The following is a 25,692-nucleotide window of genomic DNA, read 5'->3' on the forward strand; positions in this document are numbered from 1 at the left end:
CCCCCAATATAAGTTTGGATATACTTTCTAAAAACACCTAAGTTAGTCAGGTTACGTCCGATTATCAAGATCCTTTTATCAATATTGTTAGCCGTATTATAAGCTTTGGTTCTTGTTGTTTACCCTCGAGATAGGTAGTTTTGGTTTGGATTTTTTTTAAATTTTCAATCTTATCATGCGTAAGATAATGGATACTTTTTGAACTGATAAATATGGATCTTTTTATAAGACCAAATCGAAACAACGTAATGCTCAGTAATAAAGGAACCAAATGGGCGATGTTCCGAAGCGGTGTTATGAGCGATTAAAAAATCGACAAATTATGTTTTGTGATTGATGAAAATCTATTGAACAGTCGCCCTAATACTTTTCGAGCAATGGCATATGAAACAACAAATTGACATACAAAATGAAAAACAGCACCAGCATATTCAAGAATATTGCCCAGGGCTCAGAAAGACCTAACTTGACAAAGCAATCTTGAAAGTAGTGCCGTATTCAGACCTTATGCTGTGGTGCTTAAATATCTCTTCTCAATAAAAAATGTAGCAAAAGGAAGCAACGACGCCAACAACACAATACCTAGAGTTTTAAACGACCATTTTAATTTGGATCCGACCAGTAACGCTAGGAGCACGTAGGCTATAAATAGTAAACCGTGGCTCATACCAATTGGGTAAAGTAGGGTTTGGTAAACTTCTGGATTGAAAGGTTTGATAAATAACATGTTGGCAAACAGGACCAAGTAGGAAATGCCTTCTAAAATGGCAACAGCTTTGAAACTTCTTAATAGAGTAAACATGAATTCTAAATTTTTATGCAAAAATACCCATGATATCCTATATTAACGAATTTTTATCGAAATTTTTAAAGGAAAGCTCTTGCTTGAAAAACTTATGAAATGTAGTGCCGAGTAAAAGCAATCTTGATTTTTTATAAGTTTAGAAAGCATACGATTTAAAATCAGGATTACTTTAGTCGGGATGGCTTTTGGTTAAGTACAACCATTCTTGATGCTCTTGATTTTGAACTTGTTTGATACGATAAAAGTCGTTTTTCTCGTAAAAATGTTGGAGATAATCCTCTTCAGTCAGCAAGAAATATTTTTGATTAGGATTTTGTGCTTTGAGTTGCTGCAGCCAAACACTTCCTAAGTTCTTATTGCGCTGGTCTTCTGTAATCCAAATAAATCCTAGATACAAATAGCCCTTATTGAAAAAGGAGCTGGCTTCGCTTTCAAAATACTCAAAATGAGGAGGCGACTTGTAAAAAACGATACCACCACCAATAATGGCTAAATGTTTTTCAAGGATATAAATTTTAGATTCAGCTTTATAATCGTCCCAAAAAGGTACAATCTCATCCTGCCAATCCTGAGGAAGCATCTCAAAAAAGGCCTGTGGATCATCGGTTAATTCTCTGAAAATAAAGTCTTCCATAAATGGTTATAATAATCCCCAAGACCATAAGCGGTCTGAATCCTCAAGCCATCTGTCGCCAATATCAGTTCTGTAATAACAATTGTTCACAATGACACTACCTATTCTATTGTTCATCATTTTTTGCGCATCTTTCATGGTAATTCCCGTTCCTGTAACCAAAAGTGCGATGCCTATATTTCCGGTAATCAACCATTCGTCATTCACTTTTTTGAGATGCATGGGATGGATACCTTCTTTCATATCTTTCTTAAAGACTACGACGGCATCTTTTGAAAATAATTCAAAGGTCTTTTTGTCTTCATAAGGAAACGGAGGGACGACAATAAAAGCGCCTACTTGAAAACCCTTTTTTGTGCTGATATCAAAGGTTTGGCCAGAAGCCACTTTGTACAGCATTTCGCCAATTGGTTCTGTAATACCAGCGCGCTGAATAAAAACTTGGGGATAGCCAAAACGCGAGGTAAACTCCAAGGGATAAATCCCGTTGCCATTGACAATACAATTGATATCAATATGGCCCAGGAAATTGTGCTTAATCAAGGTTTGCTCAAATTTTTTCAAAGTAGCATCAAAAATGGGGGATCGATTGACCCAAAACATACTGGAGCCCATTTCGCCAGTAGATACGCCTAATTCCTTTGGGAATAATTTTTTATGTTCGAACGTGACATTGATGGGTTTTAAAAATTCCTTTCCATTAAAAAATGCAGAGACTGAAATTTCAACACCTTTCACTTTTTTCTGCAATTGAAAATTGCCGAAATCATCGCCCCATGATTTGTCATAAGCCTTTAACACACGAATAACATCCAAGCCTTCATCATCACTTCCTACAAACAAGAGTTGCTTGAGTTCTTGCGTTTCCCCACAAGGTTTAATGACATAGGCGTCTGGATTTTTTTCCACATACGTAATGGCATCCTGGAAGCTCAAAAACTCTTTAAAAGGTAAGGTCTTTATTTTATGTTTTTTGAGCTCGTTCTGACCGAAATTTCGATCCAATTCAAGAAGGTCGGTATAGGTGCTTCCTCCAAATACAATTTTGCCTGCGGCTCTTAATTGCTCACACTCTTCACCATAACCCGTGTAATCGAAAATAAGAATATCAGCCCAATCGATATGTTTTTTCCAATCTTTGACTTTTTGTACAAAGCCATCGCCAATCTCTTTCGAGTCCTTGTCCGCTATATATAATTTAACATCATTGCCTTCGTTTTTTATCGCGTAGGCTAGGTCAAGAATTTCTCCCCAACGGGAAATAAATAAGAAGTTTTTAGGTAAGCTGCTGTGCTTTTTCACGATGGTTTTCGATAGATTATGTGAAACGAAATTAGTTTTTTTTTATATGCAAAAAGCATTTAAAATAGAAAAAGACCGTTATTTCTAACAGTCCTTTTTCGGATTAATTAATTAAATTCAAATGCTATTGGTTTGAATCCATTAATGCAAAGAATTTATCTAAGTTTGGAAGGATCACGATACGTGTTCTTCTGTTTTTTGCTCTGTTTTCATTGTTATCGTTTTCAGCAAGAGGCTTGTAAGAGCTTCTACCTGAAGCAATCATTTTTTCAGGAGCAACGCCGTAATCTTTTTGTAATTTTCTAACTACTGAAGTCGCACGCATGACGCTTAAATCCCAGTTATCTGCAATTTTACTTGTACTGATGCTTCTAGAATCTGTATGACCTTCTACCATAACTTCAACACTTGGCTCAGAATTGATCACATCGGCCAATTTCTTTAAAATGTCATTCGCTTTCGGGCTTACTTTATAACTAGCAGTGTTGAACAACATTTTGTCAGAAATTGAGATCATAACCACAGTTTCATTGATGTCAATTGAAATGTCATCATTTTCGTTAAGATTGCTGTTGTCCAAGGACTTGGTTAGGTTATAAGACAATGCAAGATTCATTGAATCCTTTAAAGTCTTAGCTTCAGCAAGTTTTGATTGATCAACATTTTGCAAGGTTTTACGCATTGCTTTTTTAGTATCGTTAGAAATCACTGCAATATTGTCAACGTTGACCAACATGGCGTCATTTTCTTTGGTAAGAGAATTGATTTTTTGATTGTAGCTATCAACTCTCGATTGAATGGCTGCAAACTTATTTTCAAGGTCTTCTTTTTCAACTCTTGTTTTGGTAAGTTCACTTTTAATTTGACCGTTTTCGTGCTCTAAAGCAACATATTTCTTTTTTGATACACATGATGTAATGAGTATAGCGGTAACGATTACAATTGAAATTTTTTTCATAATATTAGATTATTGGTTTAACATACTTACGCTTATAACGCGGATCTAGACTCTTGTTACTTGAGTTTTTAGATTATTTTAACATTTGAAAGTTGTTTGTGAGACCATGTTTTTAGTCGAACAAAAGTTACTTTGACCTAATGATCAGTCTCTTAAATTAACATTCAAAGCCTTATCATCAATATCCGAATTATTAAATCAAAATTACTTTCAATTAGATTCCGCTCTTGACCTGTTTGAAATAAATGTTAATTCAAATAAGAAAAGGCATTTCCTAGCAAGGACCACTATTTATTTAAATGGGTTCATATTAAATTGGGAAGAAGTAACTTTCAATTATTTATTCCTCTAATTTTGAAACTCACGCCGCTTTGCAAATACTGAAATTTCACGGATGGCAATGGCTGGATTCTGAATTTTAGTCCGCTAGTTAAACCTTTCTCCTTAACACCTGAGCATATGTCAAAACAAGCTTTATTACAACCGTATACCATGGGCGATCTGCACTTACCCAACAGGATAGTCATGGCGCCAATGACACGGAGTCGTGCTGGGAACGTGGCGCGTGCACCAACAGAAGATCTCCATGTGCTTTACTACACTCAAAGAGCCACTGCAGGATTAATCATTACCGAAGGCTCGCAGGTTTCAAAACAGGCCGTTGGTTATATCCATACGCCAGGCATCTATTCTCAGGAGCAAGTAAAAGGTTGGGGAAAAGTGACAAAATCAGTGCATGATGCTGGCGGGAGGATTTTTATCCAACTCTGGCATGTAGGACGTATATCACATCCTGATTTTCATAATGGCGATTTACCTGTGGCGCCTTCGGCTATAAATCCGAATGCAAAATCATTCACTCCTGAGGGGTTTAAAGACACAGTAACACCAAAAGAAATGACCTTGGAGGATATTAAAATGACGATTGCCGATTTTCAGAAGGCTGCTAAAAACGCTGTGGAAGCTGGATTTGATGGCGTTGAAATTCATTCTTCCAACGGCTACTTGTTTCATCAGTTTTTTAATGGCACCAGCAATCATCGAAAAGATCATTATGGTGGTAGCATTGAAAATAGAGCGCGTTTGTTCTTCGACACTTTAGAAGCCATTAAACAAGTTATTCCGCAGAACAGAATTGGGGCACGTTTTAATCCGTCGCTCCACAATCTTTATGGAATGACCTTAGATAAAGATACGATTCCGACATTTGATTATATCATAGAAAAACTAAGTAATGACTATGATTTGGCTTATATTCATTTATCTGAACCATTTAATGATGTTTCCAAAGTAGCGTTTGCCGAGCCACACATAGCAAAACGCTATCGTCCAAAATACAAGGGCACCTTGATGATCAATGGCGGATTTAATGAAGATTCAGGTAACAAGATCATTGCGGATGGTTATGCCGATTTGGTTTCTTTCGCTAAACTTTATATTTCCAATCCAGACTTGGTAGGCCGTTTTAGAGAGCACATACCCATTTCAAAATGGGATGCCGACACGTTTTATACCTTAGGAAAAGAGGGATATACGACTTATGAAACAATAACTTAAAATTACAATCCAAACATATAACAGAATTCAAATGGTGATGTTGGAATAGTTCCAGCACTTCAAAAGTTTAAAAGAACAATTAATACTAAAATTGATAATTATGAAATTTGATAGAACAGCAAAAGCCCACTGGGAAGGTGGCGGGAAAGACGGGAAAGGTGCATTAACGACAGAAAGTGGCGTATTAAAAAACTCGCCTTACGCTTATAAAACACGTTTTGAGGATGCCGTTGGAACAAATCCTGAAGAATTAATTGGAGCCGCACATGCCGGATGTTTTACCATGCAGTTAAGTTTCTTTTTAGTTGAAGAAGGATTTACTGCACAAAGCCTAGATACTACCGCGAAAGTCTATTTCGAGGATGGCAGCATTCCGAAAATTGAATTAGTGCTAAAAGGAAAGGTGCCTGGAATGAGTGAGAGTAAATTTAAAGACATTGCTACTAAAGCAAAAGAAAATTGTCCGGTATCAAAATTATTGAATGCGGATATTTCATTGACCACAACTTTTGAGAGTTAAAATAAGAAAATAGAACTTAGAGAATAGAACATAGAGGTAAACTTGCTGCACAATATCAGGTTTGTTTAATAAGGAAGTTTAGAAGCATTTAAGATTAACGATTGATGATTTTTGATTTTTGAAGTTCTCACTCGGACTGATTCCTATGACGGATAGCCTTTTGATGATATAAGGGTTCTTAGTATTCTGTTATGAAAGCCAGCGTTGAATGACGTTCATAGAATTAAAATAAATCATTGAAATCAGCCGATGTTCATTGTGCAGTCGATTCAAAATTTTAAATTTCTTCTTAATTCTTAATTCTTTTTTCTCATTTCAAACAACGAATATAAAAACAAAAAATTTATGAGTACAACTATAAAAGCCTATGGCGCGGAAGATGCCAAAGCACATTTGAAACCCATAAGCATTGAGCGCAGAGCTTGTGGCGATGATGATGTCAAAATTGATATTACCTATTGCGGCGTTTGCCACAGTGATATTCACACAGTCAGAAATGATTGGAAAAACTCAAAATATCCCGTGGTGCCAGGACATGAAATTGTTGGTCACGTGATCGAAGTTGGGAAAAATGTGAAGAAGTTTAAAAATGGCGATTTGGTAGGGGTTGGCTGCATGGTCGATTCTTGCCAGGAATGTGCATCATGTAAAGAAGATTTGGAACAGTTTTGCGAAAAAGGCATGGTGGGCACTTATAATGGGAAGGATAAGCATTTGGGCGGACATACCTTTGGCGGATATTCGACATCTATAGTGGTTAACAAAGAATTTGTTTTAAGCATTCCTAAAAATATTGATCCAAAAGGGGCAGCGCCTTTGTTGTGCGCAGGAATTACCACGTGGTCGCCTTTACGTCATTGGAAGGTTAAAAAAGGAGACAAGGTAGGTGTTATTGGCTTGGGTGGTCTTGGGCATATGGGTGTGAAGTTTGCGCATGCCCTCGGTGCACACGTGGTCATGATTACCACCTCGCCAGATAAAGCTCAAGATGCGAAAGCTCTTGGTGCGCATGAAGTCCTGATTTCAAAAAATGAAGACGACATGAAAAAGCATAAAAACAGTTTTGATTTTATCTTAAATACCATTCCGGTAGGGCATGAGATGGATCCGTATATTGCGTTGTTAAAACGTGATGCGACCATGGTGCTTGTAGGCGCTGTTGAGCCACTAAAACCATTTCATGGTGGCGGCCTCATTGGTGGACGCAAGCGCATTGCTGGCTCCTTGATTGGTGGCATCAAAGAAACTCAAGAAATGTTGGATTTCTGTGGCGAACATAATATCGTTTCAGATATTGAACTCATTGATATGTTTGATATCAATAAAGCCTATGAGCGTGTCATTGATTCCGATGTCAAATACCGATTTGTGATTGATATGGCCTCTTTAAAGGGCTAAATATCCTTGAGCAAAATAACAAGATTATCAGAGGCGTTACGATGCCTCTTTTCTTATTTTTGTAGATTCCTTTTTCCATTACAAGACCAGTAAAATAACCCATGAGCAATTCAAAAAATACGATCTTAATTATACTCGCCTTCTTTTCTATTTATGTCATCTGGGGTTCTACCTATTTGCTGAATAAAATTGCGGTATCTGAATTGCCTCCCTTTATGCTGGCTTCCATGCGATTTATGACAGCGGGTATCCTCATTTTTATAATTGTCAAACTGATGGGTAAATCTTTAGCCATCACAAAACGACAGCTTGTCAATACGGCTATTGCTGGATTTTTATTTTTGACTATTGGCAATGGCGTGGTGGTTTGGGCACTAAAATACGTCGATAGTGGATTTGCGGCGTTGGAGATCTCTTCACAGCCCTTAGTAGTTTTGATTCTAATGCGTATTTTTCAAGGTAAAAAAATTGAGGCCATGTCGGTGTTGGGCGTTATTTTAGGCGTTATAGGAATATTTTTACTGGTCAGTCAAAAGGAAGTGGTCAGTCAAGAAGATTCTATTATTGGCATGATCATGATTTTCTTTTGTATGGTAAGTTGGGCTTCGGGCAGTTTGTTTGTTGGAAAGGCCGATTTACCTTCTAACTATTTTGTGAATACGGGGTATCAGATGCTTATTGGAGGATTGATGCTGCTATTGGGAAGTTTGATTTTTGGGGAAGTTTGGAGTTTTCCAAGTGAATGGAGCCAAAAAGTACAAGTGTCCATGGTGCTCTTAGTTATTTTCGGAAGTATAGTGGCCTTCACTTCGTTTAATTTTCTTTTAAAAAAGGTATCGCCAGATAAGGTGGCAACTTCAACCTATGTCAATCCTATAATTGCATTGTTGTTAGGCTGGTACTTTTTGAACGAAGAGATTACGACCCAATCCATTATTGCGGCGATTGTTTTGCTAACCGGCGTCTATTTTATCAGCACCAAAAGGAAATTGGTCATTTTCTCCAGGTTTGGTAGATAGATTTAAAATACCTTTAATTTTTGATTTGATATGGATAAACAAGTGCTTTTAGAAACCAGAGAACGAGTTTCACCTTACATTCACAACACCTCAATTTTTACATCTTCATTACTGGACGTAATGTCCGGAAGTAAATTGTTTTTTAAATGTGAGAACTTCCAGAAAATGGGCGCTTTCAAAATGCGTGGAGCAACCAACGCCATCATGCAACTTTCCAAAGAGCAGCAGGAGCAAGGTGTAGTCACACATTCCTCAGGAAATTTTGCGCAAGCATTATCTTTAGCGGCGAAAAATTTGGGTGTTACCGCCTATATCGTCATGCCCAATAATGCGCCAAAAGTAAAAAAAGAAGCCGTTTTAGCTTATGGTGGCATCGTTACGGATTGTGAGCCTAACATCGCAGCGCGCGAACAAGCAGCACAGCAAATTGTTGATGAAAAAGGGGCAACATTTATCCATCCTTCCAACGACTTAGATGTTATTTTGGGAAATGCTACCGCGGCAATGGAGCTACTTGAAGTGCACCCTGATTTGGATGTTATCCTTAGTCCAGTAGGCGGTGGCGGTTTACTTGCCGGTACGGCTTTAGCGGCTCATTATTTTGGCAACCACTGTTTAGTTATTGGCGCAGAACCTCAAGTGGCTGATGATGCTTTTCGATCTTTGAAAAGCGGTCAGATTGAAACGAATGATTCAGCAGATACTGTTGCTGACGGATTAAGAACCCAATTAGGAGATATCAATTTTCCAATCCTACAAAAGCATGTCGATCATATTATTTGTGTGGAAGAACAGGAGATTATTAAGGCGATGAAGATATTGTGGGAACGACTTAAAATTGTGGTGGAACCTTCAAGTGCTGTAGGTTTCGCAGCCGTATTAAAGGAAAATGAATATTTTAAGGGAAAGCAGGTAGGAATTATTCTTTCTGGAGGAAATGTGGACTTGGAAACGATCAAATTCTCTTGATTTGCAATTCCTTTTGCCGATGAAACTTGACGTTCGTATAATCGTCCTACATTTCATCGTTTAATTCAAGCGTTTATATGTTTTTTTGTTCAGAAAGATGGCAATTGATTAGTTTTGAGGTAATTAATAATTGTTCGTCACATGAAAAAAGTAGTTTACCTTCTGTCAATTACGTTTTTTTTAAGCAATTTCAGTACGTTAAGTGCTCAAGAATCTGCTGAAAATCTACCAGGCGATTATAAGAAACGCAATGCAATTTATGATTATTCACACCCATTAAGTGATACCGATTCCATTCCTGATTTCGCATCAAAAGAAAATCCAATAAAAATTACGGGAACTGTTTTTTTAAGTGACGGTTTTACGCCTGCAAAAGATGTGATTCTTTTTATCAGTCAACCTGATGACAATGGGAATTATGAGGTCATGACGCATTTGAAAAAACGTTATGTACATCACAGAGGATGGGTAAAAACTAATGCTGAAGGGCAATACACATTTTATACATTTATACCAGGAACAGACAGAATTAGCAGAGATTTAAAAGCTATTAACTTAACCATCAAAGAACCTAATCAGATGGAGTATGCTGGCAATGAATTTCTTTTTGATAATGATCCTCGTCTAACGGACTTCTGTCGTAAAAGACTTGAAAAAAACGGTGTAGATAATATTCTACATCCAGTAAAAGAAGGCGGATTACTTGTGGCTATAAAAAATATTGTCCTCGATACACATCGCGTTGAATATGCAAAGAATTAAACTATTTAACACTATGAAAAAATCCCACGTTAGTGGGATTTTTTTTTTTCTATTTTCCGATTCTATTGGTTCATATTATTGACTTCCTTTTGCACGCCACTTTTAAAGTCGTCATATTTAGACTTGACTGTTGATTCGACGTCATTATAAGTGTCTTTTACTTTTTGACCAACATCATTCACTTTGGCGTGAAGTTGTTCTTTCTTTTCTGGAGATAGGTTTTTATATTTCCACCAGGCATAAACACCAGCTCCAATTCCTAATAAGGCCAAAAGCCCTGTTCCTTGTTGTTTTTTCATGTCGTTTGATTTTTATTAAGATAATGTGATTTTTATTAAAGATAATGGATTTTGATTTTAATCGGAACGTTTATGTCCACATTATGATAATTTTAATACGTTATTATGATATTTTTTTGAAAACGCAAAAGTTCTATTTGTGTGCCATTCTTGGTTACGTGCGCCAGCATAACAAATTAACAGCAAGGATCAATTGAAATTTTGGATCCATAGATTTAATTATATTTGCGAGCTCACAATCCATTAAAAACGTCTTGAAAACAGCAGTTCATTTGATCCAAGCAAAAGCATCTGATCTTGAAATTACTTATAAGATCTTTTGCACTTCCCTCAAGCCTTATCTTGAAAAATTATGGGATTGGGATGAGGTGCATCAGCGAAAGATTCACAAAAAAAAATTCAAGCCCTCAAAAACAAACTTAATTGAATTTGAAGAGCAAATCGTTGGATTTATGGTTTTATCTGAAAAGGATAAGGAGTTTTATATAGAGAATTTGTTGATCGATTAAACCTTTCAAAATTTAGGAATTGGAACAGAAGTCATGCAACGTATGATTCAAAAATCCATTTCAGAAAAGAAAAATATTCGATTACAGGTTTTTAAGATCAATACAAAGGCTCAAAAGTTTTATAAAGATCTCGAATTTAAAAAAACCTCTGAAAATGAGTTCAACTTTGAAATGAAACGGTCTTTTTAGAATATCAAAAAGTATTTAACCCAAAGGATTTTTCAGAAATGCAGAATGGGAAAAACATTTAAATTTAGTCAGGAGCTAAAACAAGAAAGGGAAGTACTAGTGGGAGCTCAACCACTTTTGAAATGATTAGGCTCCCCAGTAAATTTCATTCAAAAAATGAATTAAAGGAGTTTATTCCGTGGTTTCTGAATCACTTTTCTTTTTATCATTCTTCATTAAATTAACGACGATGCCTACTAAGGCAATACAAACGACAGCAAAAATGACGATCATAAAGACACCGTTATTCCATTTGGCATCTAAAAGTATAGGTTGGTACATGGTTATTTGTTTTGATTGTTAAAAGTAAAACTATATCATATGGCTTTCAAAATACATGATTTATATCACTATTTGTGGGTTTTAGGCGAAAAGCGCAATATATGCGATAAATATTTGATTTTCATGTGCAAAAATCCTAGAAAACAACATTTTAAGATGTGAAAATTGTATAATTTTGCAGCGTTTTAAACTAAAAGTAAAATGAAACCATATTTCTTATTAATTACATTATTTTTTTCGATAGAATTAGTTGCACAAACTGATTATAAAAGGCAGCTTGACAGCTTAACCACAGTACACAAAGTATGTATTATTGAAAATACTATAAGAAATCATCGCGTAAAGCTGGATCAATTAAGGAAGCAAAGACAGAGTTTAAATGCCAAACTTGCAGACATCCAAAGTTTCAAAATTCGTCGTTCAGATGCTGAAAAAGAGGAACAATTAGCCGCAATCAATCAACAGATTGAAGCCAATGCCATTGCAAATACTAATGCCACCGTTTATTTGACGACGTTAATCAACGATTTGGTGCTGGCTAATGAAGATGTGAAGAGCTTACGGAATAATTGATTCTGTAAATTCTGAACACTATTGTTTTAAAATTAGTTAGCGGTAAGGCTGAAGGGCTATTTGGGAAGAAGCATTGAGTTTACTTAGATACCTAACAATCCGGTTTAAAAAGCCTAAGTCACTTTAAAAGTCGTATTAAAGTAACTTAAGCTTCGTTTATTAATTGCTTTCTATATTAAGTTAGACAGCAAAATTATGGTTTGCAAATTATGCCTTTGGAGGCAAAGCAAAAGCTACGGCATCATGCTCAAAGTGATTTCGGTGTGCGCCATCGCAAAAAGGTTTATTGGCCGAAAGTCCACATCTACATAAAGAAATGACATCACGACCACCAAGGTCATAGGCATTGCCGTCCTTATCAACAATTTCAAAATCGCCACTTATTCTTAATGATCCGTTGTTATTTACTTTTAGGGTTGTTTTACTCATAGCTATTAATTTTTATTGGTTATTTTGGTTCCACTAGATGGTGTCCAACACGGCAAACATAGTTGTATTCATGTTAAGAACTATTTTAAATTAAGTTTCGCAATAAAAGCAAACCAATTTTAAATCAAAAAAATCAATTTGCAAATCCTTAGATATTTGGGTTTTATTGCTCCAAACCTTCGTTTTTTTAATCACAAAAAAAAAGTTTTATAAACACAAAACATAATAATAGTGAGAACGGGTTCAGCTTGTAGTAATTAAAGAAATTCATGTCTTCCTCTTCTAGGTTGTTGGAATCTGTTTATTCGGATTAACAAAGCTCTAACAGTAAGCCAGCAAATTATGCAGTAATTTTGTGATTTAGGACTAAATCCGTAGTCAAATTTCAACACACTATCAGTTAACACTATATGAATTCCCAAAAAACAACATACTCTCTTTTAGAACTCGCTCTAGTCTCTGAAGGTCATAGTCTCAAACAAACTTTTAATAATTCCTTAGCCTTGGCGCAAGAAGCCGAAAGCTTTGGTTACGAACGGTTTTGGCTGGCAGAACATCACAATGCCGTTAATATTGGCAGTAGTGCCACGGCCATTCTTATCGGTTATATTGCCGAAGGCACAACGACAATTCGCGTAGGCTCTGGCGGAATTATGCTGCCTAACCATTCACCTTTAATTGTTGCCGAACAGTTTGGAACTTTAGGATCTTTATATCCCAACCGTATTGATTTAGGATTGGGTAGAGCACCAGGAACTGATCGTGAAACTGCTCAGGCCATTCGTTCTGATTTTATGCAGGCTGCGCATTCGTTCCCTAGTGATATAGAAGAAATTCAAAAATATTTTTCAATAGACAATGTGCATTCTAAAATTCGCGCCACTGTAGCAGAAGGCGTAGAAGTACCGATTTATATTTTAGGCTCCAGTACCGATAGTGCGCATTTGGCTGCTAAAAAAGGAATGCCCTATGCTTTTGCCAGCCACTTTGCCACACAGCATTTAGAAAATGCCATCGACACTTATAGAAAAGAATTTCAACCTTCTGAAATTTTAGAGGTGCCTTATGTGATGGCAGGTGTGAACATTATTATAGCTGAAACCGACGAGGAAGCGGATCGTTTTGCAACCTCGTTAATACGCATGTTTGTGGGCATTTTCACGGGCAAAAGAGAATATTTACAACCGCCAACGGCAATGACGCAAGAACTTAGGGAAATTATGCAGCATCCTCAAGTGCACCAAATGCTGAAATATTCATTTATAGGTAGTAAAGCCACTGTAAAAGCACAGGTCAAAGCATTTTTGGATCACACCAAAGCTGATGAAGTCATTGCGGTCACGAATATCTTTGATGTTAAGGATAGAATTCGTTCGTATGAATTGTTTGCGGAGATCATGGACGAGTTGAATGCCGAAATATAAGTAATATCAATCATTTTTATTAATAGAATGCCTATCTTTTTGTTAAATAATTATTGAAAATATGAATCCTCAAGCTGATTCCGTCATTTATGATTTTTCACAGCACTTAAATTCTGAGGCTTGGCATATTGTGAATGACGGGGTTATGGGTGGATTTTCTAAAGGAAAAATGGCCATCAATGCTGCTGGCAATGCTCTTTTTGAAGGCTTTATAACTACCGAAAACAGCGGCGGATTCTCTTCGGTTAAACATGCATTTCCTGAAAAATTGGTCTCTAATTATAAGTCCGTTTTATTGCGCATTAAGGGCGATGGTAAAATGTATCAATTCCGAATTAAAGAACGTTTAGAGCAACCTTTTTCATACATCCACGAATTTCAAACCTCTGGCGAATGGGAAACTATCCGCATTCCGTTGGCGGCGTTTTATCCTAGTTTTAGAGGTCATACTCTCAATATGCCCAATTATAATGGCGAAAGTATGCAAGAAGTCACATTTCTGATAGGAAATAAAAAGAAAGAGTATTTTGCCTTAGAGATCGAACGCATTTGGTTAGAATGACGACTCTTTTTTCAAGTTGTTTTTGCTCGCTGAAATCAACTTCATGATCTCAACCATTATCATAAAAACCTTAATTATCAAGTTAAACATTATATCTTGAAATGCTCTCCTGCTATTTATCGCAATTCGCAGTGTATTAATAAGGGGATTGTCGTTATTCCCTGCGAAAGTGTGGTTATCTTTGCGCAAAATATATTTTATGTCAAAACAGTTTTCAGATTTAGGGATTAATGATCAACTACAAAAGAGTTTAGAAAATTTAGGAATTTCTGTTCCTACAGATATACAAGAAAAGACGATTCCCGTAGTTCTAAATCAAAAAGAAGATGTAGTGGTTTTGGCAAAAACGGGAACAGGGAAAACAGCCGCGTTTGGGTTGCCTTTGCTGCAATTGGTTGACATCACAAATACCAATATTCAAGCGTTAATTTTAGCGCCAACGCGCGAATTGGGACAACAGATTTATAACAATTTGGTGTCTTTTGCTGTAGAAACTCCCGAAATCTCCATCGCCTCCTTATGTGGTGGAATTCCTATAAAACCTCAAATGGAACGTTTAAAAACGACGACACATATCGTGGTGGCAACTCCAGGACGATTGGTCGATTTGATGAAACGTGAGGCTATTAATATTAAAGCTGTTCAATATTTTGTTCTGGATGAAGCGGACGAAATGGTTAGCGCATTAAAAGATGAGGTCGATGTCATTATAAAGGACATTCCAAAATCGAGACGAACCTTATTGTTTACGGCCACTATGCCGGGATCAATAAAGCAGTTGGTTCAAAACTACATGTCAAAACATGTGGTGCACATCGAGGCGGATATGGCAACGGTTGGGCATCAAGGCATCGATCATCAATATGTAGTGGTGGAGCCGATTGAGAAATTAGACGTACTCCTTCATTTTTTAAATAGTAGAGAAGGCGAGCGTGGCATAATCTTCTGTAAAACCAAAGCTGCGGTTAATAAATTGGCTAAAAACTTGGCCATCAATAAATTCTCATCGGGTGCGCTTCATGGGAGTTTGACCCAAGGCATTCGCGATCGAATAATGGGACAATTTAGAGAAGGCCATATTAATATTCTAGTGGCTACCGATTTGGCAGCACGTGGTATTGACGTCAAGGAAGTGTCCTTTGTGGTCAATTACCATTTGCCTGATACCTATGAAGCTTATGTGCATCGCAGTGGACGAACGGCTAGGGCAGGAGCCAAAGGATTATCCTTAACCATATTGCAAAAAGAAGAAGTTTATGAGATTGCCGAATTTGAAAACGAATTGGGGATTGTGTTTCATGAATTTAAAAAAGCAGATGCACAAAGCATTGAAGAAAATAATGGGCTTTTATGGGCTAAAAAGATATTCAAGACGAAACCCAATCGTGAGGTTTCAGAAGATTTTAAAGCCAAGATAAAAACGGTATTTCATCATTTAACAAAAGACGAATTGGTCGATAAAATATTGGCCAATTACTTAGTAGAATCAGGCATGGACACTGCAAAACCAGAGCCTTCTAAAAAACATAAAAAGAATTAATTCCAATGGCAAATAATATTAAAGATCAACAGGATATTTTAGATAAGTTAAATATCCAAACCTTGCATCCCATGCAAAGGGAAGCCATTGATGTCATTGGATCAACCACCAATACCATATTGCTATCGCCAACGGGGAGTGGTAAAACTTTGGCTTTTTTACTACCTTTATTGGATGTTTTAGACCCAGATATTAAGGAAGTCCAAGCCTTGATAATTGTACCATCGCGCGAATTGGCCATTCAAATTGAGCAAGTGGCCAGAGATATGGGTTCTGGATTTAAGGTGAATGCCGTATATGGTGGCAGACCAATGTCCAAGGACAAAATAGAGATCAAGCATGTGCCAGCTATTTTAATCGGTACGCCTGGACGTATTTTAGATCATTTTGAAGCCGATCGTTTTCCGAAAACGAGCATCAAAACCCTTATTTTAGATGAGTTTGATAAATCGCTCGAAGATGGTTTTGAAGACGAAATGAAAGCGATTATCGGTCAATTGCCAAGCATTAATAAACGCATTTTAACGTCTGCCACGCAACTGGAGAAAATCCCAGGGTTTGTCCGTTTGAATAAACCGACGACTGTGGATTATCTCACAGAAAAGAAGAAATCTACGTTAGCCATCAAAACGGTGGTGTCACAAAAGCCAAACAAGCTGCCAACTTTACTGGAGTTGCTGCACCATATTGGCAATCACCAAGGCATCGTGTTTTGTAATTTAAGAGAGAGCATTGACAAAGTGAGCAACTATCTCACGCGAAACAAAATCAATCACTCTTGTTTTTCGGGAGGAATGGAGCAGCAAGAACGTGAACGGTCGCTTATTACCTTTAGAAACGGGACAAGTCAAATACTTCTAGCAACCGATCTGGCAGCAAGAGGCATCGATATTCCAGAGCTCAGCTTTATCATTCATTATGAATTGCCCAACCATAAAGAGGAATTTATCCATAGAAACGGACGGACGGCCCGAGTCAATGCGAAAGGAACTGCTTATGTGCTTAAAGGAAGTGATGAGCAATTACCTGACTTTATAAAAGAAACTCCACCTATCAGAATTTCCACAAAAGCGCCAAGTGCAGCACCTTTTTGGGAAACCTTATTCATTTCGGGAGGACGTAAGGATAAAATCTCAAAAGGAGATATCGTTGGTCTTTTTATGAAACAAGGTGGTCTTACCCAGGAGCAATTGGGAACTATTGAACTCAAGCAAGATTGTGCTTTTGTTGCCGTGCCGCTAACGGAATCAAAACGTATCGTTAATGCTTTGGACAACTCACGATTGAAGAAGAAAAAAGTACGGATTAGGGTTTTGTAAACATTATAGTCTAAAATGAAATTGCCATTTTTCGTGGTTTCCACTAACAACGATAATTATTACATCATCAGAATAGCGAGCTATAATCAATTTGTTCGAATAAAACATTTTGTTATCAAAGCATGGATATAGTTCGTACTTATGTAATTTCGTGACAAACTCAGTTAATATTTGCTTATAAGTATGAAGAAAGCTTTGATTATCGCTCCCGAATATATGGGTTATATTGTAAAAGTTGCGGACGAACTCAGAAAATATAGCGATATTGAAGTTACTGATATCCATATTCCTTCCTATAAATACGATAGCTTAAGTACAAAAATTAAGAACTTTTTTTACAAGCAATTTTCAAAAGATTTAAAATTCGATTACCGAGAAGATTATATTAAACCGATAATTAAAGATGACCATTTTGATATCATTTTAATAATTCGTCCCGATATGCTTTCGATTAAGACGTTGGCAGAATTAAAGGCTAGAACAAAATTATTTAAAACCTATTTTTTTGATGGTGTAGACCGTTTTCCTAGAAAAAAGAAGACCATTCATTTGTTTGATGAAATTTATAGTTTTGAACCGAACGATTGCAAAACATTTGGATTTAAGTTCATCACTAACTTCATTTATGAACTAGAGCCTCCAACTATTGATGAGATACCTCTAAAATACAGTGTCTTTAACATTACGAGTTATGACAGAAAAAGATTTCCGATATTACTTGAAATAGCCAAAACATTGAAGGAACAGCAAAACAAGTTTAAAATTATTGTAAAAACGAGCAAGGACCTTTCTTCCAATGATTTGATAGAAATTACTGAGAAGCCTATTCCCCTAGAAGCAGTAAAACGTTATATAAAACAATCTGCTTGTATGCTCGATTTAGGGGTAATAAAAAAGCACAAAGGACTGACCTTTAGAGTTTTTGAAGCGATGGGTTATCAAAAAAAAATCATTACAAACAATTCTGAAATTGCGACTTATGACTTTTATAATCCGCAAAATATTTTGATAATTGATGAGCAAAATATAGCTATTCCTAATAGCTTTTTAAATTCATCCTATGCACCAATCCCTGATGACATCCTAAAGAAGTATACCTTAGAAAGCTGGGTTAAAACCGTATTTAAAGAAGTGGTTTAAATTAAAGACCTTGTACTTTCTATGCGATATAAAGTAAATCCTATACATTCACATTAAAATACGTTTTAAGATAGGCATCAGATGCAGATTTTTAAGTACAGGAAATCGATAAAAATGAATATTTCTATTTCTTAACAGGAACTGCCTTCAACTGAATCACCCCAACGGCATCCAACACTTTTATGATTAAATAAGTCATATCAATCTCATACCATTTGACACCGAAGTTGGCGCGACTTGCGAATTTATGGTGGTTATTGTGATAACCTTCGCCCATCATTAAAAAGTCAAAACGAAAGAGGTTCTTACTGGTGTTTTTCATTTGGTAATTGACATAGCCGTAGATATGTCCAAACCAGTTGATGATTACGCCATGAACAGGCGCCATCATAAAGGTTAAGGGCAATAATAGCCATTGCCACCAAGCGGTTACAAAATAAACAAAGAATAGTACATAAAGGGCCATCCAAAGTACTCGTGAAATACGAGAGCTCGCAAATCTATCAAAAGCTGTCCATTGCGGAACGTTTTTGGTAAAGCGCTGATCGACTTCAATGCGTTGGGTGTTGATATCCTGATAAATAGTTTTCGTTTTCCACATCATTGCAAACATATTGTCATCATAAGATGGCGAATGCGGATCCAACTCTGTGTCGGTATAAGCGTGGTGCATGCGGTGCATAACTCCATAACCATAAGCGCTTAAATAACTTGAGCCTTGAAAAATCCAGGTCAGGACAAAGGTAATGCGTTCCATCGTTTTGGACATGGTAAAAACCTGATGCGCTGCATAACGATGTAAAAAGAACGATTGGAAAAACAAGCCTCCATACCACAGTACCAAAACAAAAATAACAATAATCATAACTTTTTTTTGCAAAGATAAAGTGATAAGCAGGGGCAAACAATGAACCTAAGTCAATAAAACAGCGAGGTTTTTCGCTATTTTATAAAGTGCAAAGATTAAAAATCCAGTGATTTAGTGAAACTTTGTGTCTCCTTTGTGGAGCTTTGCGTAATAGCTTTTAGGTAGATGCAACTACTTCGCATAAAAGAAAGGTTTCCCGCAGATTTCGCAGATATTCGCGGATTGTTGATGTCAAATACTTTACATGGAATCTTTCAAAGTGCACCAACTCGTCCGAATCAAAACTTCAAAAATCTACAATCGTTAATCTTCAATCGTTAATCTTAATAGCATGTACTGATGCTTCATAACTAATGCGTCATAGCTTAAAGGTTTTCCGCAGATATTTTCGGATTGTTGATAGCAAATAATTAACATGTTTTTGCAATCTTTCAAAGCTTGCCAACTTGTCCGAATCAAAACTTCAAAAATCAACAATCGTTAATCGCTAATCTTCAATCCATCTACTAATCCCTAATTTCTCATCCCTAATTCGTCATCAAATCCGCTTCCTAATCCTGCTCAACGCTTGCGGCGTCACACCAATATAAGAACTGATGTATTTTAAGGGGATCACTTTCAGGAGTTCAGGACGCTCCTTAAATAACTTCAAATAGCGTTCTTCTGCGTTAAGATTCAAGAGGTTTTGTTCGCGGCTGGATTTTATCAAAAAGAGCCGTTCGACAGCCAATCGGCCAATAAGATTTCCGATTTGGGTTGTTTTATAAACCGCCTGCAAATCATCATAAGTGATGCTTAAAATAGTGGTTTCAGTGAGGGCTTGCAGTTGATATGCAGAAGGTTTTCGTGTTAGAAAGGAGTCATAAGCACTAATAAACTGATCCTTGAAACTAAAGCCAAATGTGATTTCTTTATCTGGATCTTCTTTGGGAATAAACACACGAACCACGCCCGATTCAATAAACGAGATATAATTTTCCACCTCATTAAGCTTTAAAAAAACAGCTTTCTTTGGAATGACGCGTCGAATTAATTTAGAAGTAAAAAAATCCCAGTCTGCTTGAGAAATGGTTGCTATTTGATCAAGGTAGTTTTTTATTTGTTGCAAATCTTTTAATCCTAATAGTTATACACACAAAGATAAGGATATTCTTAGTCTTAGTTTTATCCTACATGAGCATATTATATGAGTTAAGTGCGGGATTCGCGATTTTGGGTGTGACTGTTTTCAGAGCTTCGCTGCCGTTTATTTTATCTGTCGTGGTTGGTGTTTTCCACCAACAAACGCTCTCTGGTGCGAATATTTTTTAACATTCGGGAATTGCTAGTGTTTTCCACTAACACCCTTTCACGTGCCGTTATGTTTCAGTATTCTTTTATGCGTTGCGCTAAAACTTCCGTCTGATGATTTGGGCGTAGTCGAATGACCAGCATCATGAAGCGTATCGTGAACGGCGGTCCCGGATTGTGAGGCGAGCGCGAGATATTGATTTCCGATTCGGTGGACCTGATCTAAGATTTTGAATTTTGATGATTGAAAGCACTCGTTGCAAACGAGCGCAAGCGGACAGAGGATTTGTATTTGATTACAGAAATGTTAATAAATGTTATAATAATATTATGTTTGTTGAACTAGGTTTGGTGATTTGAAAGTTATTTTTTTACGGGTGCATTGAAAATGATTTGTATGTGACCAATAAAGTGGGATAAGCGTGAATCTGAACGAGTTAACTGCAATGGTAAAAAAGCATTCTAATTCAAACTTCTTCTGACAAAAAAATAACCGCTATTCATGAATAATAAACAGCCAACCAAGGATATACAAAAAAAAGCATGGCATACATTTATCTTTAGTTCTGCTTGGCGTTGGTTTCAGAAAGCAATTGTATTGATGATTTTCTTTTTAGTGACGAATCATTTAACTAAGCGCGAAAGTTTTCCAGATGGCGAATCGTATAGATTTCCTATAGAAGGATTTCTGTCGTCTATTGTTTTATGTATTCTCATTGGAATCATAGCACATCTTAATTTTAAATTTTACAAGAAAAAGTATTTCTCTAAAAAAGTAGAAATTGTCATTATCATATGGTATATGGCTTCTACCCTAGGATATATTACAATCATGTATTTTCCTGTAAATATTATTTTCAATATAGTTGTTGGTGGACAGACAGAGTTCTATTATTTATTAATCGGATTGCTAATTACCTTATTATTGAGTTTTATTCTCATAGGTTTATTCTATGCACAAGACCTATACAATTTATATAAGTTATCCATAAAAGATGCTGAAATTATAATTGAAAGTGGCGCGAAAATAACGAAGCTTACCTATGAAGATATTGCGTGCTTTTACAGCGAAAACAAAATTGTGTATACTGTTCAAAGTGATGGCACAACAATTAACACCGATTTTACATTGAACGAGCTCGAAGAAAAAATAAACGATCAATTGTTTTTTAGAGCCAATAGGCAAATTATCATTCACAAAGATGCTGTAGACCAAATTGAAAAAATTGAAAACGGCAAGTTACGTATAAGGTTACAAGCTTCCATTGTAAACGATACGATTGCTGAAATCAATATCAGTCGTTACAAGCGAAAAGCATTTATGGATTGGTTTGAATAAAAGCTGCCAAAAACTATCGACTATTCAGTTATAAATTAACGACCATTCAGTAAAAACATAAGTATTTAAAGAAGTTTTTAGAGAATTTGTTCATTATTTCGATTAGAATTTAAAATCAGAAAACAATGAATAAAATTACCTTAAGACAAACATTAATTCCTTTAATAACCTTTACAAGCATCTGCTTTTTATGGTTTGGACCAATACAAATTAGTTACATAGAAAATATCATTATTTCTATATTAATCATTTTAGCGAATTATATAGAACACAAAGGAAAACCATTTTTAGCACTTGGATTTCAACGTGAAAAATTCACATTCAATAACATCTTCCTACTTGCTCCATTAGTTGCACTAGGACTCTTTGCTTTTTATGTCTTTGCATTGGTTCCTGGAATTACAAAACTCACAGGCACTCCTATAGATTATTCAAGTTTCGATCAATTGAGAGGAAATCTCCCAGTCTGTTTAGTTGCTTTATTATTAGTGTGGAGTGCTACGGCGTTTGGAGAAGAAATTATCTTTCGCGGTTATTTTATGCGACAGTTTGTGAAATTCCTAGGAGAAAGTAAAGTCAGCATTGTGCTCAATATTGTCCTATTTGCTTGTTTCTTTGGTTTTATGCATAGTCAACAAGGAATTACAGGGCAACTTGTTACAGGGATTGTCGGAGCACTCTTAGCCCTGATATTCTATTTGCGTAAATACGATATGTGGTTTATTGTTTCTGTACATGGTTTTTTTGACACCATTGCTTTAATTTGTATTTACTTTGGTTTGGCATAACGATTCTAAGGTACTACACCTGTAACTTGAAGTTACCCACTAAAATAATTCCCGTTTTTTCCGGGTGGTCCAGCTGCCCGTGATCCGTCCCGACCGTAATTCAGTAGCTTGGGATCTTGACCCGTTTAGCCCCGATACGTCGGTTAAAATAATAGAGGGCGCGACGCATTTTAGGATGGTATTCTGGGCAGGTTATATGAGTGATTTTGCATATAACCCTGCTGAAAATTCCTATAAGGTCCTCACTCCCGAATTTGAAGGGATGAGTGGGACTGTACTTTCGGACCCCTTGCTATTGAGTGATGCGCTATCACCGTTGATAGCCCTTGAGATTGTCCTGGCCACGGGTGCTACGATTCCTCTAGATGTGACGGTGGTGGGGATTGGGATCAGCTTTTACCAGGAGATCAATAGCGGTCTTTATGAACTTGCTAGTGGCAGCGTCATGAAAGTGGCGGTTTCTGGGTAAATTGTTTTTTAATGTTGACGGAACCCTTCCTTTGGTGTGGGGTTGATGTGCTTTTAGCGGATATTGATGATTGAAAGCACTCGTTGCAAACGAGCGCTAGCGGGGCACTAGTTGAAAACGAGCGCTAGCGGAGATTTGTATTTTGTTAACAAGAATGTTAAGAAATGTTAAAATTATATTATGTTTGTAGGAGTTGCCTTAGGGATTTGATTGTCAGTTTTTGCGGGTGCGGGTTTCCGCATGGTTTGGGATTGCGGTTGATGTACTTTTAGCGGATATTGAGGATTGTAAGTACTGTCTGGAAATGTGGGCTAGTGGTGTTAAATGTAAGAATAATAAAGATTCTTGTATCCTGCTCTTGAAGTAGGATGGAACGGATTTAGTAGAGATGTAAATAAGTTGTAGTACGTAACCCTAAAAACCGAAAAAAATGTTTGATGGAAAAAATACAAAAAAAATTGAATACCTAGAGGAAGAAAGAAAAAAGCTCTGGGGAAGACTTTCTGAACTTGAAAAACAAGTCGCTGAAAAACCGTCAGACATTGAAAAAGAAGCTAAACAAGCATCAAGAAAAGTTGCTGAATATAGAAACAAAGCAGAAGCTCGACTAAACGAAGCCAACGAAATACATTCAAGGTTAGTCAATATAGAAGCTGAAATTGATAATAAATTAATTGACATAACTTCAAATCACTTAAAGGCAATAGAAGCCAATAGTGAATTATTGGAAAATGGTATTAAACTATCAACTATTATAACAAGAATAAGTGAAGTATTAGAAGAACATCCAGAAATAGAAGAAGAAATAGAACAATTAGATGAGTTAATTATCAAAATAGAAGAAAACTCTAGTAAAGCTAATACAACGTATAAAGGAATTTTATCCAAAAAAACTGAAATAGATGAACTTCATCGCGAAATACTTGGCTATGAAGATGAAAATGAAGACGGAGAAATAATCAGTGTAGAAGGCCTACAGAGCGAATTGCAAACGTCATATGACAAACTTAACGAAACAGCTGAAAATTTAGAAATTAATTTGAAGCAGCTGAAAGAAACAAGTAAAGAACAGTATGATAATTTTGTTAAGATAAATCAAGATGATTTAGATAGTCTAAAGACAAATTCAAAAAAGGAATACGATAAGATTAGCAAACAAATTGAATCTTTACTTCCAAATGCTTTAACAGCTGGATTAAGTTCTGCTTTTGTTACTAAAAAGAATGAAGAAGAACAATTATACAATGAATACAAAGTAAATTTTAAAAATGGTATTCTTTGGATTTCATTGTCAGCCTTATTGCCAATTGGAATAAGTGTTTTTTACTTTTTATCTGAAAACTCAACTTTAACAGAAACTATTGAAAGAGCACCAAAAATAATGCTAGCTTTTCTTCCATTGTATATTCCATTAATTTGGATTACAATTTCAGCTAATAAAAAAGTAAACCTATCAAAAAGATTAATAGAAGAATACTCCCATAAACAAGTATTGAGTATGACAATTGAAGGACTTTCTAAACAAATTGAGAATATCGAAGACTCTGATATGTCAGAGGAGTTAAGAATAAAACTTTTAAACAGTTTCTTAAATGTAACAAGTGAAAACCCGGGTAAATTAATTTCAAACTATCAAAAGTCAGACAATCCGATATTGAACTTTTTTGATAGAGATAAGAAAAATGATAAAACAATAATTGAAACATTAAAAGACAGTACAAAAGATATTATTGTAAAAGCAGCTGATGAAATAGAAAGTGATATAGTTAATAGTTGAAGAAAATTATAAGTAATAAAAACTACGCACTACAGTGGTATATAAGCTTTGGCTTGGTCTGTCCTCACTTGGAAAACCCTGCGGATTTTCCAAAGCCAGTTTTTATTTGGAGAGGTTCGTGCTAAAACACGCCGCATCTCATATACATAAGCGTTGTTCATAATGTAAACCAACATTCTGCAAACGAGAAAAATACGTCTGAATTGAAAGCGGACTAAATATAACTAAACCGAAATTTGAAAAGAAAAGAAATTTATAGGCTAATTGGAACAATCGTCTTCGTGCTGATTATGAATTTTGTTCTTTTCGGAAATGACGGATTTAAATCGGACTCTACTCTTGATTTAAACATTCACGATACTTATTTTGTAATTGCGAATGTTCATTTTGTGCTATTATTTTCAGTTCTAATCTTTTTCGGCGTTTACCTCTTCCGAACATTAAAACGGAATTTTAAGAATTTGACGACAAATCTAATTCTAATGAATTCTACAATTCTGCTCATTTTAGTGTTAATCAGAATTGATTCAATAGTAGGCGCTCTAATCCAACAAACTTCAAGTTGGACAATTTATCCACCTTTGAGTGCTGGAAAAAATAAAACTGAAATTGAGCCGAAGGAAAGTAATTTTGAAATATTGGCAAATGTTCTGTTTTTAATTCAAATATTATTACTGATTTTCCTAACTTATTGCGGATTTAAAACTGGACGGAATTATAAACAAAACGGATAGAAAACACTATGCACAACACCGGTAACCGTTGCACAACCTCATAAATTGATAAAAATCCAACTGATTTAAGCCCTTCTCAAGGGCTTTTCTAATAAGCGCTTAACTACTCCGTGATTTTTTCGTTAATTTGGAACAGAAACCAATGAAATGAATTTAAAAGCTTTTCTTCATCGTAAAGATGTCGATTTTTCTGCAAGA

General features: G+C 36.1%; 27 protein-coding genes. 18 read left to right on the forward strand and 9 right to left on the reverse strand.

What is annotated here, in order from left to right; genetic code table 11:
• Window positions 1–505: 505 nt before the first annotated feature.
• From ABIQ28_RS07240 to ABIQ28_RS07255, 4 genes are all read right to left on the reverse strand, one after another.
• Entirely contained in the window at window positions 506–802 is a 297-nt protein-coding gene (locus ABIQ28_RS07240) for a DUF3817 domain-containing protein (RefSeq protein ID WP_348036212.1), read from the reverse strand.
• Between the two features lie 172 nt (window positions 803–974).
• Window positions 975–1,439 (reverse strand): hypothetical protein, encoded by a 465-nt coding sequence (locus ABIQ28_RS07245; RefSeq protein WP_348036213.1) that lies wholly within the window; start codon window positions 1,437–1,439, stop codon window positions 975–977.
• Window positions 1,440–1,445: 6 nt separating this feature from the next.
• Entirely contained in the window at window positions 1,446–2,741 is a 1,296-nt protein-coding gene (locus tag ABIQ28_RS07250) for a phosphoribosylamine--glycine ligase (protein WP_348036214.1), read from the reverse strand.
• 124 nt (window positions 2,742–2,865) lie between these two features.
• Window positions 2,866–3,699 carry a flagellar motor protein MotB gene (locus ABIQ28_RS07255; protein ID WP_348036215.1) on the reverse strand — a complete coding sequence of 278 codons (834 nt, stop codon included), beginning with the start codon at window positions 3,697–3,699 and terminating at the stop codon, window positions 2,866–2,868.
• A gap of 459 nt (window positions 3,700–4,158) precedes the next feature.
• Here ABIQ28_RS07255 and ABIQ28_RS07260 point away from each other — a divergent pair, with 459 nt between their 5' ends.
• The 6 genes from ABIQ28_RS07260 (at window position 4,159) to ABIQ28_RS07285 (ending at window position 9,924) form a co-directional block, all read left to right on the forward strand.
• A complete protein-coding gene (locus tag ABIQ28_RS07260; protein ID WP_348036217.1) occupies window positions 4,159–5,256 on the forward strand; it encodes an alkene reductase in 1,098 nt (365 codons plus the stop codon).
• 100 nt (window positions 5,257–5,356) lie between these two features.
• A complete protein-coding gene (locus ABIQ28_RS07265) occupies window positions 5,357–5,776 on the forward strand; it encodes an OsmC family protein (RefSeq protein ID WP_348036218.1) in 420 nt (139 codons plus the stop codon).
• A gap of 345 nt (window positions 5,777–6,121) precedes the next feature.
• Window positions 6,122–7,174 carry an NAD(P)-dependent alcohol dehydrogenase gene (locus ABIQ28_RS07270; protein WP_348036219.1) on the forward strand — a complete coding sequence of 351 codons (1,053 nt, stop codon included), beginning with the start codon at window positions 6,122–6,124 and terminating at the stop codon, window positions 7,172–7,174.
• Window positions 7,175–7,275: 101 nt separating this feature from the next.
• The gene (locus tag ABIQ28_RS07275; RefSeq protein ID WP_348036220.1) at window positions 7,276–8,193 is read left to right on the forward strand and encodes an EamA family transporter; all 918 of its coding nucleotides are present in this window, start codon (window positions 7,276–7,278) and stop codon (window positions 8,191–8,193) included.
• A 30-nt stretch (window positions 8,194–8,223) separates the two neighbouring features.
• Window positions 8,224–9,162 carry a pyridoxal-phosphate dependent enzyme gene (locus tag ABIQ28_RS07280; protein WP_348036221.1) on the forward strand — a complete coding sequence of 313 codons (939 nt, stop codon included), beginning with the start codon at window positions 8,224–8,226 and terminating at the stop codon, window positions 9,160–9,162.
• A gap of 141 nt (window positions 9,163–9,303) precedes the next feature.
• On the forward strand, window positions 9,304–9,924 hold the full coding sequence (locus tag ABIQ28_RS07285; protein ID WP_348036223.1) for a hypothetical protein: 621 nt from the start codon (window positions 9,304–9,306) through the stop codon (window positions 9,922–9,924).
• A 62-nt stretch (window positions 9,925–9,986) separates the two neighbouring features.
• On the opposite strand, the gene ABIQ28_RS07290 is transcribed toward ABIQ28_RS07285, so the two are convergent.
• On the reverse strand, window positions 9,987–10,223 hold the full coding sequence (locus ABIQ28_RS07290) for a YtxH domain-containing protein (RefSeq protein WP_348036224.1): 237 nt from the start codon (window positions 10,221–10,223) through the stop codon (window positions 9,987–9,989).
• Between the two features lie 254 nt (window positions 10,224–10,477).
• On the opposite strand from ABIQ28_RS07290, the gene ABIQ28_RS07295 reads away from it, so the two are divergent.
• Window positions 10,478–10,732 (forward strand): hypothetical protein, encoded by a 255-nt coding sequence (locus ABIQ28_RS07295; RefSeq protein WP_348036225.1) that lies wholly within the window; start codon window positions 10,478–10,480, stop codon window positions 10,730–10,732.
• 360 nt (window positions 10,733–11,092) lie between these two features.
• Here ABIQ28_RS07295 and ABIQ28_RS07300 read toward each other — a convergent pair whose 3' ends face one another.
• Window positions 11,093–11,242, reverse strand: coding sequence for a hypothetical protein (locus ABIQ28_RS07300; RefSeq protein ID WP_348036226.1), 150 nt, complete (start codon window positions 11,240–11,242; stop codon window positions 11,093–11,095).
• A 201-nt stretch (window positions 11,243–11,443) separates the two neighbouring features.
• Here ABIQ28_RS07300 and ABIQ28_RS07305 point away from each other — a divergent pair, with 201 nt between their 5' ends.
• The gene (locus ABIQ28_RS07305) at window positions 11,444–11,815 is read left to right on the forward strand and encodes a hypothetical protein (protein ID WP_348036227.1); all 372 of its coding nucleotides are present in this window, start codon (window positions 11,444–11,446) and stop codon (window positions 11,813–11,815) included.
• A gap of 207 nt (window positions 11,816–12,022) precedes the next feature.
• Here ABIQ28_RS07305 and ABIQ28_RS07310 read toward each other — a convergent pair whose 3' ends face one another.
• Window positions 12,023–12,244 (reverse strand): CDGSH iron-sulfur domain-containing protein, encoded by a 222-nt coding sequence (locus ABIQ28_RS07310; RefSeq protein WP_348036228.1) that lies wholly within the window; start codon window positions 12,242–12,244, stop codon window positions 12,023–12,025.
• Window positions 12,245–12,654: 410 nt separating this feature from the next.
• Here ABIQ28_RS07310 and ABIQ28_RS07315 point away from each other — a divergent pair, with 410 nt between their 5' ends.
• The 5 genes from ABIQ28_RS07315 to ABIQ28_RS07335 all read left to right on the forward strand — a co-directional run bounded on the left by ABIQ28_RS07315 (window position 12,655) and on the right by ABIQ28_RS07335 (window position 18,229).
• A complete protein-coding gene (locus ABIQ28_RS07315; RefSeq protein WP_348036229.1) occupies window positions 12,655–13,668 on the forward strand; it encodes an LLM class flavin-dependent oxidoreductase in 1,014 nt (337 codons plus the stop codon).
• A 61-nt stretch (window positions 13,669–13,729) separates the two neighbouring features.
• Complete coding sequence (locus ABIQ28_RS07320; protein WP_348036230.1) at window positions 13,730–14,230, forward strand: CIA30 family protein; 501 nt, start codon at window positions 13,730–13,732, stop codon at window positions 14,228–14,230.
• Window positions 14,231–14,429: 199 nt separating this feature from the next.
• A complete protein-coding gene (locus tag ABIQ28_RS07325; protein ID WP_348036231.1) occupies window positions 14,430–15,770 on the forward strand; it encodes a DEAD/DEAH box helicase in 1,341 nt (446 codons plus the stop codon).
• A gap of 5 nt (window positions 15,771–15,775) precedes the next feature.
• Window positions 15,776–17,089 carry a DEAD/DEAH box helicase gene (locus ABIQ28_RS07330; RefSeq protein WP_348036232.1) on the forward strand — a complete coding sequence of 438 codons (1,314 nt, stop codon included), beginning with the start codon at window positions 15,776–15,778 and terminating at the stop codon, window positions 17,087–17,089.
• 183 nt (window positions 17,090–17,272) lie between these two features.
• Window positions 17,273–18,229, forward strand: a complete 957-nt coding sequence (locus ABIQ28_RS07335; RefSeq protein ID WP_348036233.1) for a hypothetical protein — start codon at window positions 17,273–17,275, stop codon at window positions 18,227–18,229.
• A 124-nt stretch (window positions 18,230–18,353) separates the two neighbouring features.
• On the opposite strand, the gene ABIQ28_RS07340 is transcribed toward ABIQ28_RS07335, so the two are convergent.
• A complete protein-coding gene (locus ABIQ28_RS07340) occupies window positions 18,354–19,094 on the reverse strand; it encodes an acyl-CoA desaturase (RefSeq protein WP_348036234.1) in 741 nt (246 codons plus the stop codon).
• Window positions 19,095–19,635: 541 nt separating this feature from the next.
• Window positions 19,636–20,205 carry a Crp/Fnr family transcriptional regulator gene (locus tag ABIQ28_RS07345; protein ID WP_348036235.1) on the reverse strand — a complete coding sequence of 190 codons (570 nt, stop codon included), beginning with the start codon at window positions 20,203–20,205 and terminating at the stop codon, window positions 19,636–19,638.
• Window positions 20,206–20,270: 65 nt separating this feature from the next.
• Here ABIQ28_RS07345 and ABIQ28_RS07350 point away from each other — a divergent pair, with 65 nt between their 5' ends.
• The 5 genes from ABIQ28_RS07350 (at window position 20,271) to ABIQ28_RS07370 (ending at window position 24,760) form a co-directional block, all read left to right on the forward strand.
• Window positions 20,271–20,408, forward strand: a complete 138-nt coding sequence (locus ABIQ28_RS07350; RefSeq protein WP_348036236.1) for a hypothetical protein — start codon at window positions 20,271–20,273, stop codon at window positions 20,406–20,408.
• A 481-nt stretch (window positions 20,409–20,889) separates the two neighbouring features.
• Window positions 20,890–21,726, forward strand: a complete 837-nt coding sequence (locus tag ABIQ28_RS07355) for a LytTR family DNA-binding domain-containing protein (RefSeq protein ID WP_348036238.1) — start codon at window positions 20,890–20,892, stop codon at window positions 21,724–21,726.
• Between the two features lie 125 nt (window positions 21,727–21,851).
• Window positions 21,852–22,514 carry a CPBP family intramembrane glutamic endopeptidase gene (locus tag ABIQ28_RS07360; RefSeq protein ID WP_348036239.1) on the forward strand — a complete coding sequence of 221 codons (663 nt, stop codon included), beginning with the start codon at window positions 21,852–21,854 and terminating at the stop codon, window positions 22,512–22,514.
• 64 nt (window positions 22,515–22,578) lie between these two features.
• Window positions 22,579–22,983: a hypothetical protein gene (locus ABIQ28_RS07365; RefSeq protein ID WP_348036240.1), complete on the forward strand. Its 405-nt coding sequence runs from the start codon at window positions 22,579–22,581 to the stop codon at window positions 22,981–22,983.
• A 430-nt stretch (window positions 22,984–23,413) separates the two neighbouring features.
• Window positions 23,414–24,760, forward strand: a complete 1,347-nt coding sequence (locus tag ABIQ28_RS07370; RefSeq protein ID WP_348036241.1) for a hypothetical protein — start codon at window positions 23,414–23,416, stop codon at window positions 24,758–24,760.
• Window positions 24,761–25,692 lie beyond the last annotated feature (932 nt).

Source organism: Gelidibacter sp. (assembly GCF_039916245.1).
Lineage (GTDB): Bacteria > Bacteroidota > Bacteroidia > Flavobacteriales > Flavobacteriaceae > Gelidibacter.

Bases quoted from the DNA above. Each gene is read 5' to 3' on its own strand.
- ABIQ28_RS07240 (WP_348036212.1), bottom strand. From the start codon at position 802: ATGTTTACTCTATTAAGAAGTTTCAAAGCTGTTGCCATTTTAGAAGGC.
- ABIQ28_RS07245 (WP_348036213.1), bottom strand. From the start codon at position 1,439: ATGGAAGACTTTATTTTCAGAGAATTAACCGATGATCCACAGGCCTTT.
- ABIQ28_RS07255 (WP_348036215.1), bottom strand. From the start codon at position 3,699: ATGAAAAAAATTTCAATTGTAATCGTTACCGCTATACTCATTACATCA.
- ABIQ28_RS07260 (WP_348036217.1), top strand. From the start codon at position 4,159: ATGTCAAAACAAGCTTTATTACAACCGTATACCATGGGCGATCTGCAC.
- ABIQ28_RS07265 (WP_348036218.1), top strand. From the start codon at position 5,357: ATGAAATTTGATAGAACAGCAAAAGCCCACTGGGAAGGTGGCGGGAAA.
- ABIQ28_RS07270 (WP_348036219.1), top strand. From the start codon at position 6,122: ATGAGTACAACTATAAAAGCCTATGGCGCGGAAGATGCCAAAGCACAT.
- ABIQ28_RS07275 (WP_348036220.1), top strand. From the start codon at position 7,276: ATGAGCAATTCAAAAAATACGATCTTAATTATACTCGCCTTCTTTTCT.
- ABIQ28_RS07280 (WP_348036221.1), top strand. From the start codon at position 8,224: ATGGATAAACAAGTGCTTTTAGAAACCAGAGAACGAGTTTCACCTTAC.
- ABIQ28_RS07285 (WP_348036223.1), top strand. From the start codon at position 9,304: ATGAAAAAAGTAGTTTACCTTCTGTCAATTACGTTTTTTTTAAGCAAT.
- ABIQ28_RS07290 (WP_348036224.1), bottom strand. From the start codon at position 10,223: ATGAAAAAACAACAAGGAACAGGGCTTTTGGCCTTATTAGGAATTGGA.
- ABIQ28_RS07300 (WP_348036226.1), bottom strand. From the start codon at position 11,242: ATGTACCAACCTATACTTTTAGATGCCAAATGGAATAACGGTGTCTTT.
- ABIQ28_RS07305 (WP_348036227.1), top strand. From the start codon at position 11,444: ATGAAACCATATTTCTTATTAATTACATTATTTTTTTCGATAGAATTA.
- ABIQ28_RS07310 (WP_348036228.1), bottom strand. From the start codon at position 12,244: ATGAGTAAAACAACCCTAAAAGTAAATAACAACGGATCATTAAGAATA.
- ABIQ28_RS07315 (WP_348036229.1), top strand. From the start codon at position 12,655: ATGAATTCCCAAAAAACAACATACTCTCTTTTAGAACTCGCTCTAGTC.
- ABIQ28_RS07320 (WP_348036230.1), top strand. From the start codon at position 13,730: ATGAATCCTCAAGCTGATTCCGTCATTTATGATTTTTCACAGCACTTA.
- ABIQ28_RS07325 (WP_348036231.1), top strand. From the start codon at position 14,430: ATGTCAAAACAGTTTTCAGATTTAGGGATTAATGATCAACTACAAAAG.
- ABIQ28_RS07330 (WP_348036232.1), top strand. From the start codon at position 15,776: ATGGCAAATAATATTAAAGATCAACAGGATATTTTAGATAAGTTAAAT.
- ABIQ28_RS07335 (WP_348036233.1), top strand. From the start codon at position 17,273: ATGAAGAAAGCTTTGATTATCGCTCCCGAATATATGGGTTATATTGTA.
- ABIQ28_RS07340 (WP_348036234.1), bottom strand. From the start codon at position 19,094: ATGATTATTGTTATTTTTGTTTTGGTACTGTGGTATGGAGGCTTGTTT.
- ABIQ28_RS07350 (WP_348036236.1), top strand. From the start codon at position 20,271: ATGAGCATATTATATGAGTTAAGTGCGGGATTCGCGATTTTGGGTGTG.
- ABIQ28_RS07355 (WP_348036238.1), top strand. From the start codon at position 20,890: ATGAATAATAAACAGCCAACCAAGGATATACAAAAAAAAGCATGGCAT.
- ABIQ28_RS07360 (WP_348036239.1), top strand. From the start codon at position 21,852: ATGAATAAAATTACCTTAAGACAAACATTAATTCCTTTAATAACCTTT.
- ABIQ28_RS07370 (WP_348036241.1), top strand. From the start codon at position 23,414: ATGTTTGATGGAAAAAATACAAAAAAAATTGAATACCTAGAGGAAGAA.